General features: G+C 55.3%; 12 protein-coding genes, 4 tRNA genes and 2 rRNA genes (1 of these 18 only partly in view). All 18 read left to right on the forward strand.

Going from position 1 to position 17,480, the window contains the following annotated elements:
- Positions 1-1,706: ribosomal RNA gene (locus HKK57_RS12670) — 23S ribosomal RNA — on the forward strand; it begins 1,185 nt to the left of the window's first position.
- Between the two features lie 164 nt (positions 1,707-1,870).
- A 5S ribosomal RNA gene (gene rrf / locus HKK57_RS12675) occupies positions 1,871-1,986 on the forward strand.
- Positions 1,987-2,150: 164 nt separating this feature from the next.
- A complete protein-coding gene (gene birA / locus HKK57_RS12680; protein WP_169390244.1) occupies positions 2,151-3,110 on the forward strand; it encodes a bifunctional biotin--[acetyl-CoA-carboxylase] ligase/biotin operon repressor BirA in 960 nt (319 codons plus the stop codon).
- Positions 3,100-3,849, forward strand: coding sequence for a pantothenate kinase (locus tag HKK57_RS12685; RefSeq protein ID WP_029299238.1), 750 nt, complete (start codon positions 3,100-3,102; stop codon positions 3,847-3,849). The genes birA and HKK57_RS12685 overlap by 11 nt, the downstream gene beginning before the upstream one ends.
- Positions 3,850-3,856: 7 nt before the next feature.
- Positions 3,857-4,303, forward strand: coding sequence for a hypothetical protein (locus HKK57_RS12690; protein ID WP_169390245.1), 447 nt, complete (start codon positions 3,857-3,859; stop codon positions 4,301-4,303).
- Between the two features lie 142 nt (positions 4,304-4,445).
- Positions 4,446-4,530, forward strand: a tRNA-Tyr gene (locus tag HKK57_RS12695).
- A 24-nt stretch (positions 4,531-4,554) separates the two neighbouring features.
- Positions 4,555-4,628 (forward strand) — tRNA-Gly (locus HKK57_RS12700).
- Between the two features lie 26 nt (positions 4,629-4,654).
- A tRNA-Thr gene (locus HKK57_RS12705) sits at positions 4,655-4,730 on the forward strand.
- Positions 4,731-4,888: 158 nt separating this feature from the next.
- Positions 4,889-4,964: transfer RNA gene (locus HKK57_RS12710), tRNA-Trp, on the forward strand.
- Between the two features lie 45 nt (positions 4,965-5,009).
- The gene (gene secE / locus HKK57_RS12715; RefSeq protein WP_029299242.1) at positions 5,010-5,378 is read left to right on the forward strand and encodes a preprotein translocase subunit SecE; all 369 of its coding nucleotides are present in this window, start codon (positions 5,010-5,012) and stop codon (positions 5,376-5,378) included.
- 9 nt (positions 5,379-5,387) lie between these two features.
- Positions 5,388-5,921: a transcription termination/antitermination protein NusG gene (gene nusG, locus HKK57_RS12720; protein WP_003176436.1), complete on the forward strand. Its 534-nt coding sequence runs from the start codon at positions 5,388-5,390 to the stop codon at positions 5,919-5,921.
- A 117-nt stretch (positions 5,922-6,038) separates the two neighbouring features.
- Complete coding sequence (rplK, locus tag HKK57_RS12725; protein ID WP_003210097.1) at positions 6,039-6,470, forward strand: 50S ribosomal protein L11; 432 nt, start codon at positions 6,039-6,041, stop codon at positions 6,468-6,470.
- On the forward strand, positions 6,470-7,165 hold the full coding sequence (gene rplA, locus HKK57_RS12730) for a 50S ribosomal protein L1 (protein ID WP_003176434.1): 696 nt from the start codon (positions 6,470-6,472) through the stop codon (positions 7,163-7,165). Before rplK ends, rplA begins: the two co-directional genes overlap by 1 nt.
- Positions 7,166-7,364: 199 nt before the next feature.
- Positions 7,365-7,865: a 50S ribosomal protein L10 gene (rplJ, locus tag HKK57_RS12735; protein ID WP_003176433.1), complete on the forward strand. Its 501-nt coding sequence runs from the start codon at positions 7,365-7,367 to the stop codon at positions 7,863-7,865.
- A 78-nt stretch (positions 7,866-7,943) separates the two neighbouring features.
- Positions 7,944-8,309, forward strand: a complete 366-nt coding sequence (gene rplL, locus HKK57_RS12740; RefSeq protein ID WP_029299250.1) for a 50S ribosomal protein L7/L12 — start codon at positions 7,944-7,946, stop codon at positions 8,307-8,309.
- A gap of 219 nt (positions 8,310-8,528) precedes the next feature.
- Complete coding sequence (gene rpoB / locus HKK57_RS12745) at positions 8,529-12,602, forward strand: DNA-directed RNA polymerase subunit beta (RefSeq protein ID WP_029299252.1); 4,074 nt, start codon at positions 8,529-8,531, stop codon at positions 12,600-12,602.
- 64 nt (positions 12,603-12,666) lie between these two features.
- The gene (rpoC, locus tag HKK57_RS12750; RefSeq protein WP_029299253.1) at positions 12,667-16,866 is read left to right on the forward strand and encodes a DNA-directed RNA polymerase subunit beta'; all 4,200 of its coding nucleotides are present in this window, start codon (positions 12,667-12,669) and stop codon (positions 16,864-16,866) included.
- A 216-nt stretch (positions 16,867-17,082) separates the two neighbouring features.
- Positions 17,083-17,454: a 30S ribosomal protein S12 gene (gene rpsL, locus HKK57_RS12755; RefSeq protein ID WP_002555494.1), complete on the forward strand. Its 372-nt coding sequence runs from the start codon at positions 17,083-17,085 to the stop codon at positions 17,452-17,454.
- Positions 17,455-17,480: the final 26 nt, after the last annotated feature.

Raw genomic sequence — 17,480 nt, forward strand, 5'->3', positions numbered from 1 at the left:
TCTGTAAGCCTGTGAAGGTGAGTTGAGAAGCTTGCTGGAGGTATCAGAAGTGCGAATGCTGACATGAGTAACGACAATGGGTGTGAAAAACACCCACGCCGAAAGACCAAGGTTTCCTGCGCAACGTTAATCGACGCAGGGTTAGTCGGTCCCTAAGGCGAGGCTGAAAAGCGTAGTCGATGGAAAACAGGTTAATATTCCTGTACTTCTGGTTATTGCGATGGAGGGACGGAGAAGGCTAGGCCAGCTTGGCGTTGGTTGTCCAAGTTTAAGGTGGTAGGCTGGAATCTTAGGTAAATCCGGGATTCTAAGGCCGAGAGCTGATGACGAGTTACTCTTTGAGTGACGAAGTGGTTGATGCCATGCTTCCAAGAAAAGCTTCTAAGCTTCAGGTAACTAGGAACCGTACCCCAAACCGACACAGGTGGTTGGGTAGAGAATACCAAGGCGCTTGAGAGAACTCGGGTGAAGGAACTAGGCAAAATGGCACCGTAACTTCGGGAGAAGGTGCGCCGGTGAGGGTGAAGGACTTGCTCCGTAAGCTCATGCCGGTCGAAGATACCAGGCCGCTGCGACTGTTTATTAAAAACACAGCACTCTGCAAACACGAAAGTGGACGTATAGGGTGTGACGCCTGCCCGGTGCCGGAAGGTTAATTGATGGGGTTAGCTAACGCGAAGCTCTTGATCGAAGCCCCGGTAAACGGCGGCCGTAACTATAACGGTCCTAAGGTAGCGAAATTCCTTGTCGGGTAAGTTCCGACCTGCACGAATGGCGTAACGATGGCGGCGCTGTCTCCACCCGAGACTCAGTGAAATTGAAATCGCTGTGAAGATGCAGTGTATCCGCGGCTAGACGGAAAGACCCCGTGAACCTTTACTATAGCTTTGCACTGGACTTTGAATTTGCTTGTGTAGGATAGGTGGGAGGCTTTGAAGCGTGGACGCCAGTCTGCGTGGAGCCAACCTTGAAATACCACCCTGGCAACTTTGAGGTTCTAACTCAGGTCCGTTATCCGGATCGAGGACAGTGTATGGTGGGTAGTTTGACTGGGGCGGTCTCCTCCTAAAGAGTAACGGAGGAGTACGAAGGTGCGCTCAGACCGGTCGGAAATCGGTCGTAGAGTATAAAGGCAAAAGCGCGCTTGACTGCGAGACAGACACGTCGAGCAGGTACGAAAGTAGGTCTTAGTGATCCGGTGGTTCTGTATGGAAGGGCCATCGCTCAACGGATAAAAGGTACTCCGGGGATAACAGGCTGATACCGCCCAAGAGTTCATATCGACGGCGGTGTTTGGCACCTCGATGTCGGCTCATCACATCCTGGGGCTGAAGCCGGTCCCAAGGGTATGGCTGTTCGCCATTTAAAGTGGTACGCGAGCTGGGTTTAGAACGTCGTGAGACAGTTCGGTCCCTATCTGCCGTGGACGTTTGAGATTTGAGAGGGGCTGCTCCTAGTACGAGAGGACCGGAGTGGACGAACCTCTGGTGTTCCGGTTGTCACGCCAGTGGCATTGCCGGGTAGCTATGTTCGGAATAGATAACCGCTGAAAGCATCTAAGCGGGAAACTAGCCTCAAGATGAGATCTCACTGGAACCTTGAGTTCCCTGAAGGGCCGTCGAAGACTACGACGTTGATAGGTTGGGTGTGTAAGCGCTGTGAGGCGTTGAGCTAACCAATACTAATTGCCCGTGAGGCTTGACCATATAACACCCAAGCAATTTGACTACTCTTGAATAAAGAGCAGAGCCAGATTGCGGTGTGTGAAGACGAAACGAACCGAAAGTTCGATTCTTGCAAACACCGAATTCTATTACATACCCAATTTGCTGAAGCGAGGCCAGCTGGCCACGACTCAGTACCCGAATTTCTTGACGACCATAGAGCATTGGAACCACCTGATCCCATCCCGAACTCAGCAGTGAAACGATGCATCGCCGATGGTAGTGTGGGGTTTCCCCATGTGAGAGTAGGTCATCGTCAAGATTAAATTCCGAAACCCCAATTGCGAAAGCAGTTGGGGTTTTGTTTTGGGCGGTAGAAAAGTGCGACAGGGCTGGTGGGTTGTCCAATTGAAGTCCTTGCTTGCTTTCTATGCAATGGCTCTACGCATAGCTATCATGCGTGCCTCATTGTGAGGCGAGACTTGCATGCTGACGTTGTTAACACTTCTGAAAGATGGCCGATTCCACTCGGGTGAAGCGCTAGGCGCAGCCCTGGGTGTCAGTCGCAGTGCTGTGTGGAAGCAGCTCCAGCATCTGGAGGTTGAGCTGGATCTGACAATTCATAAGGTCAGGGGGAGGGGCTATCAATTGGCATCCCCTCTGGTTCTATTGAATGCTGACGAGATCACCTTGAGCTCGTCGATCTGCGCTGGTTCGATTTTCATATCGGATACCATCGACTCCACTAATGCAGAGGCGTTGCGTCTAATCGATGCGGGGCAGGCGGCGCCATTCCTGGTTCTATCGGAGCGGCAGACTGCAGGCAGGGGGCGTCGAGGGCGCAAGTGGGTCAGTCCATTTGCGCAGAACCTTTACTACAGCCTTGTGCTTCGTATCGATGGGGGGATGCGCCAGCTTGAGGGGCTGAGCCTTGTTGTGGGCTTGGCGGTCATGCGAGCCTTGCGAGACGTTGGTGTCCATGGCTCAGGTTTGAAATGGCCGAATGACGTTCTTGTTGGGTCGAAGAAGGTTGCAGGCATCCTTCTTGAGCTGGTCGGTGATCCTGCTGATGTCTGTCATGTAGTGCTCGGTATTGGTATTAACGCCAACATGCAGAGCGCTGAGGAGGTTGATCAGCAGTGGACATCGATACAGCTCGAAACAGGTCGTTCGGTGGATCGAAATCATCTGGTCGCTCATCTGAGTCAGGCATTGCAGGCTTATTTGGAGCGCCATAGGGACTCTGGTTTCTCGGTAATCCGGGATGAGTGGCAGCAGAATCATCTCTGGCAGGGTAAGGCTGTGTCGTTGATCGCAGGTGTTAACCAGGTAGACGGCATCGTGCTGGGCATTGATGATCAAGGCGCCCTGCGTCTCGACGTAAATGGTGTTGAGAAAACATACAGTGGTGGTGAGTTAAGCCTGAGGTTGCGTGATGATTCTTGAGCTCGACTGTGGGAATAGCTTCATCAAGTGGCGAGTCCTCGAGGCAAGCCAGGCAGCCGTTTTTGCTGAGGGCGTTGTTGATTCCGATGTGGCGCTGCTGGGTGCTCTTCATTCGCTGATCGGTCTTTCGCTGCAACACTGCAGGTTAGTCAGCGTGCGCGCCCTGGAAGAGACGGATCGCCTGGTCGGCGTTTTGGTTGCGGCCTTTGGTGTCTCTATCAGTTGTGCTGCGCCATCGCGTGAGATGGCGGGTGTGCGCAATGGTTATGACGAGTATGCCCGCCTGGGGCTTGACCGCTGGCTGGCGATGCTTGGGGGCTTCCAGTTGGCCTCTGGAGCATGCTTGGTACTAGATTTTGGTACAGCCGCCACGGCCGATTTTATTACGGCAGATGGGGAGCATCTTGGAGGATTTATCTGTCCTGGCATGCCGCTGATGCGTAATCAGCTGCGAACCCATACCCGTAAAATACGGTATGACGACGTTGCAGCTGAGCGTGCGCTGGAAAGCCTGGTGCCTGGGCGTACGACTGCGCAAGCTGTTGAGCGGGGTTGTACGCTTATGCTCCGCGGTTTTGCTCACTCACAGCTGGAGTTGGCCCGCAGTTACTGGGGGGAGGATTTCTCGGTTTTCCTTACGGGTGGGGATGCTGAGCTGGTAGCCGACGCCTTGCCGGGTGCTCGCTTCGTTCCGGACCTTGTATTTGTTGGCTTGGCGATGGCGTGCCCTTTGTCTTGAGGTTTTTATGCGTTGGTTGTTTCTGTTGTTGCTGGTTCTCAATGTCTTTTATTACGTCTGGCACCAGCAAGAGGCTCCGTTGCGTGCGAAGGATGTAACGCCCCTGGCGCTGTACAAGGGCTCTCAGCAGGATATTCAGTTGCTGAGTGAGTCAGCTGAAGCAATGACGCGCCGTGATCGGTCCCGGGCTCCAGAGGTGTCCGCTGGTTGCTTGTATATCGGCGGTTTTGCCAGTCAGGAGCAGGCGCAGTTCCTTGAGCAGCGCCTGATCAGCCTGGATATCAAGGTGAGGATCCAGCAAATGCTTGCCGCAGGTGTGCCTGCTTTTTGGTTGCGCGTGGCGCCTGAAAGTCGCCGCCTGGCTGACGATCTGCCGTTTGAAAGCCTTGCTAATGAATTCAATGAGTTAAAACATAAAATAATGCCGTGCGAAGGCATTGCAACTGTCGAATAGTTTGCATAGAATGGCGCCCGCTCCACAGTGATGACCCTTTAGGGGAGTTGGTGTGAAGCGATCGTCACGCAGCTAACCTCATATTTTTAATGAGAAAATGCTTGACAGAAGGTCGGCGTAATGTAAAATGCCGGCTCGCTTAGGAGGGGTTCCCGAGCGGCCAAAGGGATCAGACTGTAAATCTGACGTCTACGACTTCGAAGGTTCGAATCCTTCCCCCTCCACCATTTTTAGCGTGAGCTGCAAGCTCCGCGGGTATAGTTTAGTGGTAGAACCTCAGCCTTCCAAGCTGATGATGCGGGTTCGATTCCCGCTACCCGCTCCAAGTTTGCAGGTTGTGCAAGATGTTTCGCTCTTGTAGCTCAGTTGGTAGAGCACACCCTTGGTAAGGGTGAGGTCAGCGGTTCAAATCCGCTCAAGAGCTCCATATAACAAGGCAGATATGAAAATATCTGCCTTTGTTTTAACAGCTGTCTCGGCTTGATTCTGTTTTACCTGGTTTTGCTGGGTTGTTTCAAGTCTCTTGGGGTTGGTTGTTGTAAAGTCTTTTTCAGGCCTGCATAATGGTCGGCCTGATTTTGTTTTAGGTCAGTAGCTCAATTGGCAGAGCGACGGTCTCCAAAACCGTAGGTTGGGGGTTCGATTCCCTCCTGACCTGCCAGATTCACGTGGTGTGTCTGGCTTTCTTTTCACAGGATCTTCATAGATGACTCCTAAGGCTGAAGCTCAAAGCTCTCGTTTCGATCTGGTTAAGTGGCTCGCTGTCGTCGCTTTGGTGGTCGTAGGCGTTGTTGGCAATCAGTACTATTCTGCTTCGCCGATCCTGTATCGCGTACTCGTATTGCTCGCCCTTGCTGCTGTGGCTGTCTTCATTGGTCTGCAGACTGTAAAGGGTAAGTCTTTCGCTGTACTGGTAAAGGAAGCTCGCACCGAAATACGTAAAGTCGTTTGGCCGACTCGCCAAGAAACCACGCAGACCACGCTGATTGTTGTGGCTGTTGTTTTGGTTATGGCGTTGCTGTTGTGGGGGCTTGATTCCCTGCTCGGCTGGCTTGTTTCCTTGATTGTTGGCTAAGGGTGTCCCGTGGCTAAGCGTTGGTACGTTGTGCATGCTTACTCGGGTTACGAGAAGCATGTCATGCGCTCTTTGCTAGAGCGCGTAAAGCTGGCAGGCATGGAAGATGGCTTCGGCGAAATTCTGGTTCCCACTGAAGAAGTGGTTGAAATGCGGAATGGCCAGAAGCGCAAAAGCGAACGCAAGTTCTTCCCTGGCTATGTGCTGGTACAGATGGACATGAACGAGGGTACTTGGCACTTGGTCAAGGACACTCCTCGCGTGATGGGCTTCATCGGCGGTACCGCTGACAAGCCTGCGCCGATCACCGACAAAGAGGCAGAAGCGATTCTGCGTCGTGTTGCTGACGGTAGCGACAAGCCGAAGCCGAAGACATTGTTCGAGCCGGGCGAAGTTGTTCGTGTCACAGATGGTCCGTTTGCTGATTTCAACGGTACTGTCGAAGAAGTTAACTACGAAAAGAGCCGGATCCAAGTGGCAGTGCTCATTTTCGGTCGCTCTACTCCGGTAGAGTTGGAGTTCAGCCAGGTCGAGAAGGTCTAGCTGGCAAAGCATCCCAACCCCGCAGCCTTAGGCTGTGGGGTTTTGTCGTCACTGGGATAAACGCGCAAGTAACCGGGGAGCCTTTCGAGGCGCTTGAACCCGTAATTGGAGTGCCTCATGGCCAAGAAGATTACCGCTTACATCAAGCTGCAAGTGAAGGCCGCTCAGGCCAACCCTAGCCCACCCGTCGGTCCAGCTCTGGGTCAGCACGGCGTGAACATCATGGAATTCTGCAAGGCCTTCAACGCCCGTACTCAGGGTATTGAGCCAGGTCTGCCGACTCCAGTGATCATCACTGTATATAGCGACCGTAGCTTCACTTTCGAAACCAAGTCGACCCCGGCTTCGGTTTTGTTGAAGAAAGCTGCTGGTCTGACTAGCGGTTCCGCTCGTCCGAACACCGTTAAGGTTGGCACTGTAACTCGTGCTCAGCTGGAAGAAATCGCGAAAACCAAAAACGCGGATCTGACTGCAGCTGATATGGATGCAGCCGTGCGTACCATCGCCGGTTCTGCTCGTAGCATGGGCCTTAACGTGGAGGGTGTGTAATGGCTAAGCTGACCAAGCGCCAAAAGGCTATCGCCGGCAAAATCGAAGCGGGCAAGTCCTACAACTTTGTAGACGCTGCCGCCCTGCTGACCGAGCTGTCGACTGTCAAGTTCAGCGAGTCCGTTGACGTTGCTGTAAACCTGGGTGTTGACCCACGTAAATCCGACCAGGTCGTTCGTAGCGCTACTGTGCTGCCACACGGTACTGGCAAGACTGTACGTGTTGCTGTCTTCACCCAAGGCCCGGCAGCTGAAGCTGCTCTGGCCGCTGGCGCCGATCGCGTTGGCATGGACGACCTGGCTGCCGAAATGAAAGGCGGCGACCTGAACTATGACGTAGTAATTGCCTCCCCGGATGCAATGCGCGTTGTAGGTCAGTTGGGTCAGATCCTGGGCCCACGTGGCCTGATGCCTAACCCGAAAGTCGGTACCGTAACGCCAGACGTAGCCACCGCGGTTAAAAACGCCAAGGCTGGTCAGGTTCGTTATCGCACCGACAAAAACGGCATCATTCACACCTCCGTTGGCAAGGTTGGCTTCGACGCCGTCAAGCTGAAGGAAAACGTTGAAGCCCTGATCGCTGATCTGAAGCGTATCAAGCCAGCTTCCTCGAAAGGCATCTACGTCAAGCGCGTTACCCTGAGCACCACTATGGGCCCAGGTCTGGTCATCGACCAAGGTTCGCTGGACGTATAAGACACAAATTGGCGCGAGTGATCGTGCCAGTTGAAAAATTGGGGTCCCTGCCTGGCGGGGGCTATCCAAGACCGTAGGCGACGCAAGTCTTAAACCATCAAGCCTACGCAGATGGTGCTCCCGGTTCCTTACCGAATCAGACACCAAAACGACATCCGGCCTAGGCCAGATGAAACGGTAACAAGCAGGAGTTAAACCCGTGGCAATTAATCTCGAAGACAAGAAGGCCATCGTCGCTGAAGTCAACGAGGCTGCCAAAGCTGCTCTGTCCGCTGTCGTGGCTGATGCCCGTGGTGTGACAGTAGGCGCTATGACCGGACTCCGTAAAGAGGCTCGTGAAGCTGGCGTATACGTACGTGTTGTACGTAACACCCTGCTCAAGCGCGCTGTTGCTGACACTGAATACAGTGTCCTCAACGACGTGTTCACGGGCCCGACTCTGATCGCGTTCTCCAAGGACCATCCAGGCGCTGCTGCCCGTTTGTTCAAGGAATTCGCCAAGAGTCAGGATAAGTTCGAGATCAAGGCAGCTGCGTTCGAGGGCAAGTTCCTCGCAGCTAACCAAATCGACGTACTGGCAACACTGCCGACCCGTAACGAAGCTATTTCGCAGCTGATGAGCGTGATTCAAGGCGCTACCAGCAAGCTGGCTCGTACTCTGGCTGCAGTTCGCGAGCAAAAAGAAGCTGCCGCAGCCTAAGGCTGAGCACTTTCTCTCGCGTATTTTTGTTTATTTCGATGGCCGCGTAGGCCGTCCCCCAATTCAGGAAATACAGCAATGTCTATCTCCCAAGACGATATCCTCAACGCCGTAGCTGAAATGTCGGTTCTGCAGGTTGTTGAGCTGATCAAAGCTTTCGAAGAAAAATTCGGCGTTTCCGCTGCCGCTGCTTCCGCCGGTCCAGCTGCTGCTGCTGCCGTTGTTGAAGAGCAAACCGAATTCAACGTCATGCTGCTGGAAGCTGGCGAGAAGAAAGTAAACGTGATCAAGGCAGTACGTGAACTGACCGGTCTGGGCCTGAAAGAAGCCAAGGCTGTAGTTGACGGCGCTCCTGCCCAGGTTCTGGAAGCTGTTGCCAAAGAAGCAGCTGAAAAAGCCAAAGCAGTACTGGAAGAAGCAGGCGCTAAAGTCGAGCTGAAGTAAGCATCGACCTTGCGTTTCCAGCCCAAGCGTTAAGCTGAAGGCTGATGGCTGGTGGCTCTTGCCACCGGCCTTTTTCCGTTCTTGGCTGTCGACTCGGTCGCCGCCACTAACGCGCTGTAGCCACCCGATGCGGTGGTGCAAACCATGGGGTTTGCAAGATTTTCTGGCTGCTCCCGTCGGGAGGGCCAAACAAGCAGGTGACCAAGCTGGGGAACGCTGATGGCTTACTCATATACTGAGAAAAAACGTATCCGCAAGGACTTTAGCAAGTTGCCGGACGTCATGGATGTCCCGTACCTTCTGGCTATCCAGCTGGATTCGTATCGTGAATTCTTGCAGGCGGGAGCGACCAAAGATCAGTTCCGCGACGTGGGCCTGCATGCGGCCTTCAAATCCGTTTTCCCGATCATCAGCTACTCCGGCAATGCTGCGCTGGAGTACGTCGGTTATCGCCTGGGCGAACCGGCATTTGATGTCAAAGAATGCGTGTTGCGCGGTGTTACGTACGCCGTACCTTTGCGGGTAAAAGTTCGTCTGATCATTTTCGACAAAGAATCGTCGAACAAAGCGATCAAGGACATCAAAGAGCAAGAAGTCTACATGGGCGAAATCCCATTGATGACTGAGAACGGTACCTTCGTTATCAACGGTACCGAGCGTGTAATCGTTTCCCAGCTGCACCGTTCCCCTGGCGTGTTCTTCGATCACGACCGTGGCAAGACGCACAGCTCCGGTAAGCTCCTGTACTCCGCGCGGATCATTCCGTACCGTGGTTCGTGGTTGGACTTCGAGTTCGACCCGAAAGACTGCGTGTTCGTGCGTATCGACCGTCGTCGCAAGCTGCCGGCCTCGGTACTGCTGCGCGCGCTCGGCTATACCACCGAGCAGGTGCTGGACGCTTTCTACACCACCAACGTATTCAGCCTGAAGGATGAAACCCTCAGCCTGGAACTGATTGCTTCGCGTCTGCGTGGTGAAATTGCGGTCCTGGACATCCAGGATGAGAAGGGCAAGGTCATTGTTGAGGCTGGCCGTCGTATTACTGCGCGCCACATCAACCAGATCGAAAAAGCCGGTATCAAGTCGCTGGACGTGCCTCTGGACTACGTCCTGGGTCGCACCACTGCCAAGGTCATCGTTCACCCGGCTACAGGCGAGATCCTGGCCGAGTGCAACACCGAGCTGAACACCGAGATCCTGGCCAAAATCGCCAAGGCTCAGGTTGTTCGCATCGAGACCCTGTACACCAACGATATCGACTGCGGTCCGTTCGTCTCCGACACCCTGAAGATCGACTCCACCAGCAACCAATTGGAAGCGCTGGTCGAGATCTATCGCATGATGCGTCCTGGCGAGCCACCAACCAAAGACGCTGCCGAAACCCTGTTCAACAACCTGTTCTTCAGCCCAGAGCGCTATGACCTGTCTGCTGTAGGCCGGATGAAGTTCAACCGTCGTATCGGTCGTACCGAGATCGAAGGTTCGGGCGTGTTGTGCAAGGAAGACATCGTTGCGGTGCTGAAGACCCTGGTCGACATCCGTAACGGCAAAGGCATCGTCGATGACATCGACCACCTGGGTAACCGTCGTGTTCGCTGCGTAGGCGAAATGGCCGAGAACCAGTTCCGCGTTGGCCTGGTACGTGTTGAGCGTGCGGTCAAAGAGCGTCTGTCGATGGCTGAAAGCGAAGGCCTGATGCCGCAAGACCTGATCAACGCCAAGCCAGTGGCTGCGGCGGTGAAAGAGTTCTTCGGTTCCAGCCAGCTCTCGCAGTTCATGGACCAGAACAACCCGCTCTCCGAGATCACCCACAAGCGCCGTGTTTCTGCACTGGGCCCGGGCGGTCTGACCCGTGAGCGTGCTGGCTTTGAAGTTCGTGACGTTCACCCGACGCACTACGGTCGTGTATGCCCGATCGAAACGCCGGAAGGTCCGAACATCGGTCTGATCAACTCCCTGGCCGCTTATGCGCGCACCAACCAGTACGGCTTCCTCGAGAGCCCGTACCGTGTGGTGAAAGACGCTCTGGTCACCGACGAGATCGTGTTCCTGTCCGCCATCGAAGAAGCTGATCACGTGATCGCTCAGGCTTCGGCCACGATGAACGACAAGAAAGTCCTGATCGACGAGTTGGTAGCTGTTCGTCACTTGAACGAGTTCACCGTCAAGGCGCCGGAAGACGTCACCTTGATGGACGTATCGCCCAAGCAGGTAGTTTCGGTCGCAGCGTCGCTGATCCCGTTCCTGGAGCACGATGACGCCAACCGTGCGTTGATGGGTTCCAACATGCAGCGTCAAGCTGTACCGACCCTGCGTGCCGACAAGCCGCTGGTAGGTACCGGCATGGAGCGTAACGTAGCCCGTGACTCCGGCGTTTGCGTCGTGGCTCGTCGTGGCGGCGTGATCGACTCCGTTGATGCCAGCCGTATCGTGGTTCGTGTTGCCGATGACGAAGTTGAAACTGGCGAAGCCGGTGTCGACATCTACAACCTGACCAAATACACCCGCTCGAACCAGAACACCTGCATCAACCAGCGTCCGCTGGTGAGCAAGGGTGATCGCGTTCAGCGTAGCGACATCATGGCCGACGGCCCGTCCACCGATATGGGTGAGCTGGCTCTGGGTCAGAACATGCGCATCGCGTTCATGGCGTGGAACGGCTTCAACTTCGAAGACTCCATCTGCCTGTCCGAGCGTGTGGTTCAGGAAGACCGCTTCACCACGATCCACATCCAGGAACTGACCTGTGTGGCGCGTGACACCAAGCTTGGGCCTGAGGAAATCACTGCAGACATCCCGAACGTGGGTGAGGCTGCACTGAACAAGCTGGACGAAGCCGGTATCGTTTACGTAGGTGCTGAAGTTGGCGCAGGCGACATCCTGGTTGGTAAGGTCACCCCGAAAGGCGAGACTCAACTGACTCCGGAAGAGAAGCTGTTGCGCGCCATTTTCGGTGAAAAAGCCAGCGACGTTAAAGACACTTCCCTGCGTGTACCTACCGGTACCAAGGGTACTGTCATCGACGTACAGGTCTTCACCCGTGACGGCGTTGAGCGTGATGCTCGTGCACTGTCCATCGAGAAGACCCAGCTCGACGAGATCCGCAAGGATCTGAACGAAGAGTTCCGTATCGTTGAAGGCGCGACCTTCGAACGTCTGCGTTCCGCACTGGTAGGCCACAAGGCCGAAGGCGGCGCAGGTCTGAAGAAAGGTCAGGACATCACCGACGAAATCCTCGACGGTCTTGAGCATGGGCAGTGGTTCAAACTGCGCATGGCTGAAGATGCTCTGAACGAGCAGCTCGAGAAGGCTCAGGCCTATATCGTTGATCGCCGCCGTCTGCTGGACGACAAGTTCGAAGACAAGAAGCGCAAACTGCAGCAGGGCGATGACCTGGCTCCAGGCGTGCTGAAAATCGTCAAGGTTTACCTGGCAATCCGTCGTCGCATCCAGCCGGGCGATAAGATGGCCGGTCGTCACGGTAACAAAGGTGTGGTCTCCGTGATCATGCCGGTTGAAGACATGCCGCACGATGCCAATGGCACCCCGGTCGACGTCGTCCTCAACCCGTTGGGCGTACCTTCGCGTATGAACGTTGGTCAGATCCTTGAAACCCACCTGGGCCTCGCGGCTAAAGGTTTGGGCGAGAAGATCAACCGTATGATCGAAGAGCAGCGCAAGGTCGCAGACCTGCGTAAGTTCCTGCACGAGATCTACAACGAGATCGGCGGCCGCAAAGAAGAGCTGGACACTTTCTCCGACCAGGAGATCCTGGATCTGGCGAAGAACCTGCGCGGCGGCGTTCCAATGGCTACCCCGGTGTTCGACGGTGCCAAGGAAAGCGAAATCAAGGCCATGCTGAAACTGGCAGACCTGCCAGAAAGCGGCCAGATGCAGCTGTTCGACGGCCGTACCGGCAACAAGTTCGAGCGCCCGGTTACTGTTGGCTACATGTACATGCTGAAGCTGAACCACTTGGTAGACGATAAGATGCACGCTCGTTCTACCGGTTCGTACAGCCTGGTTACCCAGCAGCCGCTGGGTGGTAAGGCTCAGTTCGGTGGTCAGCGTTTCGGGGAGATGGAGGTCTGGGCACTGGAAGCATACGGTGCTGCATACACTCTGCAAGAAATGCTCACAGTGAAGTCGGACGATGTGAACGGCCGTACCAAGATGTACAAAAACATCGTGGACGGCGATCACCGTATGGAGCCGGGCATGCCCGAGTCTTTCAACGTGTTGATCAAAGAAATTCGTTCCCTCGGCATCGATATCGATCTGGAAACCGAATAACACGTGACGCGAATCGAGAGCGGGGCTGTTTAGCCCGCTCTCTGCTCCGCCAGGAGGAAAGGCCTTGAAAGACCTACTGAATTTGCTGAAAAACCAGGGTCAAGTCGAAGAGTTCGACGCCATCCGTATTGGATTGGCATCGCCTGAGATGATCCGTTCGTGGTCGTTCGGTGAAGTTAAAAAGCCGGAAACCATCAACTACCGTACGTTCAAACCTGAGCGTGACGGCCTGTTCTGCGCCAAGATCTTTGGCCCGGTAAAGGATTACGAGTGCCTGTGCGGTAAGTACAAGCGCTTGAAGCACCGTGGTGTGATCTGCGAGAAGTGTGGCGTTGAAGTCGCGCTGGCCAAGGTTCGTCGTGAGCGCATGGCGCACATCGAGCTGGCTTCGCCGGTTGCCCACATCTGGTTCCTGAAATCGCTGCCGTCCCGTATCGGTTTGCTGATGGACATGACCCTGCGTGATATCGAACGCGTTCTCTACTTCGAGAGCTATGTCGTTATCGATCCAGGCATGACCACCCTTGAAAAGGGTCAGCTGCTGAACGACGAGCAGTACTTCGAAGCGCTGGAAGAGTTCGGCGACGATTTCGATGCCCGCATGGGTGCCGAGGCTGTCCGCGAACTGCTGCACGCTATCGACCTGGAGCACGAGATTGGTCGTCTGCGCGAAGAAATTCCGCAAACCAACTCCGAAACCAAGATCAAGAAACTGTCCAAGCGTCTGAAGTTGATGGAAGCCTTCCAGGGCTCCGGCAACCTGCCAGAGTGGATGGTGCTGACCGTTCTGCCGGTTCTGCCGCCAGACCTGCGTCCGCTGGTACCGTTGGACGGTGGTCGTTTCGCGACGTCCGACCTCAACGACCTGTACCGCCGCGTGATCAACCGTAACAACCGCTTGAAGCGCCTGCTTGATCTGTCCGCTCCGGACATCATCGTGCGCAACGAAAAGCGTATGTTGCAAGAAGCGGTCGATGCCTTGCTCGACAACGGTCGTCGTGGCCGTGCTATCACAGGTTCCAACAAGCGTCCTCTGAAGTCCCTGGCTGACATGATCAAGGGTAAGCAGGGTCGTTTCCGTCAGAACTTGCTCGGTAAGCGTGTTGACTACTCCGGTCGTTCGGTAATTACCGTAGGCCCGACCCTGCGTCTGCACCAGTGCGGTCTGCCTAAGAAGATGGCGCTGGAGCTGTTCAAGCCGTTCATCTTCGGCAAGCTGGAAATGCGCGGTCTTGCGACCACCATCAAAGCGGCCAAGAAAATGGTCGAGCGCGAACTGCCAGAGGTTTGGGACGTTCTTGCTGAAGTGATTCGCGAACACCCGGTTCTCCTCAACCGTGCACCGACCCTTCACCGTCTGGGTATCCAGGCGTTTGAACCGGTACTGATCGAAGGTAAGGCTATCCAGCTGCACCCTCTGGTCTGTGCTGCGTACAACGCCGACTTCGACGGCGACCAAATGGCCGTGCACGTACCGCTGACACTGGAAGCCCAGTTGGAAGCGCGTGCGTTGATGATGTCGACCAACAACATCCTGTCGCCAGCCAACGGTGAGCCAATCATCGTTCCGTCGCAGGACGTTGTATTGGGTCTGTACTACATGACCCGTGAAGCGATCAACGCCAAGGGCGAAGGTCGTGTATTCGCTGACCTGCAAGAAGTTGACCGTGTGTTCCGTGCCGGCGAAGCCGCACTGCACGCCAAGGTCAAGGTGCGGATCCACGAAACCGTCAACGACCGTGACGGCGGCAGCGTGAGCAACACCCGTATCGTCGACACCACTGTCGGCCGTGCGCTGTTGTACCAGGTTGTGCCAAAAGGTCTGTCTTACGACGTCGTCAACCTGCCGATGAAGAAAAAGGCGATCTCCAAGCTGATCAACCAGTGCTACCGCGTGGTTGGTCTGAAAGAGACCGTGATCTTCGCTGACCAGTTGATGTATACCGGTTTCGCTTACTCGACCATTTCCGGCGTTTCCATCGGTGTTAACGACTTCGTTATCCCGGATGAAAAAGCCCGCATCATCAGTGCCGCTACTGACGAAGTGAAAGAGATCGAGAGCCAGTACGCCTCCGGCCTGGTAACCCAGGGCGAGAAGTACAACAAAGTGATCGACCTTTGGTCCAAGGCCAACGACGAAGTGTCCAAGGCGATGATGGCCAACCTCTCGAAAGAGAAGGTCATCGACCGCCACGGCGTCGAAGTCGATCAAGAGTCTTTCAACTCGATGTACATGATGGCCGACTCGGGCGCACGGGGTTCTGCTGCGCAGATCCGTCAGCTCGCCGGTATGCGTGGCCTGATGGCCAAGCCGGATGGTTCCATCATCGAAACGCCGATTACTGCGAACTTCCGTGAAGGTTTGAGCGTACTTCAGTACTTCATCTCCACGCACGGTGCTCGTAAAGGTCTGGCGGATACCGCGTTGAAAACCGCTAACTCCGGTTACCTGACTCGTCGTCTGGTAGACGTTGCACAAGATCTGGTCGTAACCGAGATCGATTGCGGCACCGAGCACGGCCTGCTGATGACTCCGCACATTGAAGGCGGTGACGTTGTAGAGCCGCTGGGTGAGCGCGTATTGGGCCGTGTTATTGCCCGTGACGTATTCAAGCCAGGTACCGAGGAAGTTATCGTTCCTGCCGGCACCCTGGTAGATGAGAAGTGGGTCGAGTTCATCGAACTCAACAGCATCGACGAAGTGATTGTTCGCTCGCCGATCAGCTGCGAAACCCGCTACGGCATCTGCGCCAAGTGCTATGGCCGTGACTTGGCTCGTGGTCACCAGGTGAACATCGGTGAAGCGGTCGGCGTTATCGCTGCCCAGTCCATCGGTGAGCCGGGTACCCAGCTGACCATGCGTACGTTCCACATCGGTGGTGCGGCTAGCCGGACCTCCGCAGCTGACAGCGTTCAGGTGAAGAATGGCGGTACCGTCCGCCTGCATAACCTCAAGCACGTTGAGCGAGTGGATGGCCACCTGGTTGCTGTGTCCCGTTCCGGTGAGCTGGCAATCGCTGATGACTTCGGTCGTGAGCGTGAGCGTTACAAGCTGCCGTACGGTGCTGTGATTTCGGTTAAAGAAGGTGACAAGGTCGACGCTGGCGCAATCGTGGCCAAGTGGGATCCGCACACTCACCCAATCGTTACCGAAATGAAAGGTACCGTGACCTACGTGGGCATGGAAGAAGGCATCACGATCAAGCGTCAGACTGACGAATTGACCGGTATGACCAACATTGAAGTACTCGACGCCAAAGATCGTCCAGCTGCCGGTAAAGACATCCGTCCTGCCGTGAAGATGGTCGATGACAACGGCAAGGATCTGTTGCTGCCAGGCACTGACGTTATCGCTCAGTACTTCCTGCCAGCCAACGCCTTGGTCGGTGTAGCGGATGGTGCGAAGATCGCGATCGGTGATGTTATCGCTCGTATCCCGCAAGAAACTTCGAAGACCCGCGACATCACCGGTGGTCTGCCGCGTGTTGCCGACTTGTTCGAAGCTCGTCGTCCGAAAGAAGCGTCGATCCTGGCTGAAGTCAGCGGCACCATCGCGTTCGGTAAAGAGACCAAGGGCAAGCGCCGTCTGGTCATTACCCCGAACGACGGTAGCGATCCGTATGAAGAGCTGATTCCGAAGTGGCGTCACCTGAACGTCTTCGAAGGCGAACAGGTAAACCGCGGCGAAGTTATCTCCGACGGCCCGAGCGATCCTCACGACATCCTGCGTCTGCTGGGTGTGAGTGCGCTGGCCAAGTACATCGTCAACGAGATCCAGGACGTTTACCGTCTGCAGGGCGTGAAGATCAACGATAAGCACATCGAGACCATCCTGCGTCAGATGCTGCGTAAAGTTGAAATCGCTGAATCCGGCGATTCGAGTTTCATCAAGGGCGACCAGATGGAACTGACTCACGTACTGGTAGAAAACGAGCGCCTGAGCACGGAGGACAAGTTTGTCTCCAAGTTCACTCGTGTTCTGCTGGGTATCACCAAGGCGTCGTTGTCCACCGAATCGTTCATCTCGGCGGCTTCCTTCCAGGAAACCACTCGCGTACTGACCGAAGCGGCGGTAACCGGCAAGCGCGACTACCTGCGCGGCCTGAAAGAAAACGTGGTTGTGGGTCGTCTGATCCCGGCCGGTACCGGCTTGGCCTACCACAGCGAGCGTAAGCGTCGCCGTGAACTCGACAAGCCGCTGCGCGTAAGCGCCAGTGAAGTGGAAGCTGCACTGACCGAAGCGCTGAACTCTAGCGGTAACTGAGTTCTGCGATAAATAAGACCGGGCCCTGGCAGCCCCGTTCGTCGGAACAAGACAGTTTTGTCGGGTTTCGGTGGAGGGGGAGGTCGGGGCCTTGCCTTGACTGGGGGCAAGATCCTCTTTAGACTCTTGTACCCCTAAATTTGGCGGGAATTCGTTCCTGCCATTTTGCTTTTCTTGCAAGACAATAGCGTCGCAAGACAACAGTGGAGCTAGTAGATGGCAACTATCAACCAGCTGGTACGTCAGCCGCGTAAGCGTATCGTCGAGAAATCCGACGTGCCTGCGCTGCAGAACTGCCCGCAACGTCGTGGCGTATGCACTCGCGTGTATACCACTACGCCGAAAAAACCTAACTCGGCACTGCGTAAAGTATGCCGTGTGCGCCTGACCAACGGTTTCGAGGTTTCCTCGTACATCGGCGGTGAAGGCCACAACCTGCAAGAGCACAGCGTGGTACTGATCCGCGGCGGTCGTGTAAAAGACTTGCCAGGTGTTCGTTACCACACCGTACGCGGCTCCTTGGATACTTCCGGCGTTAAAGGTCGTAACCAGGGTCGTTCGAAGTACGGTACCAAGAAGCCTAAGTAGTAGCGGCTTTTTGTAAACTGAATCAT

Origin of the sequence: Pseudomonas sp. ADAK21, assembly GCF_012935735.1 — a bacterium.
Classification (GTDB): Bacteria; Pseudomonadota; Gammaproteobacteria; order Pseudomonadales; family Pseudomonadaceae; genus Aquipseudomonas; species Aquipseudomonas proteolytica.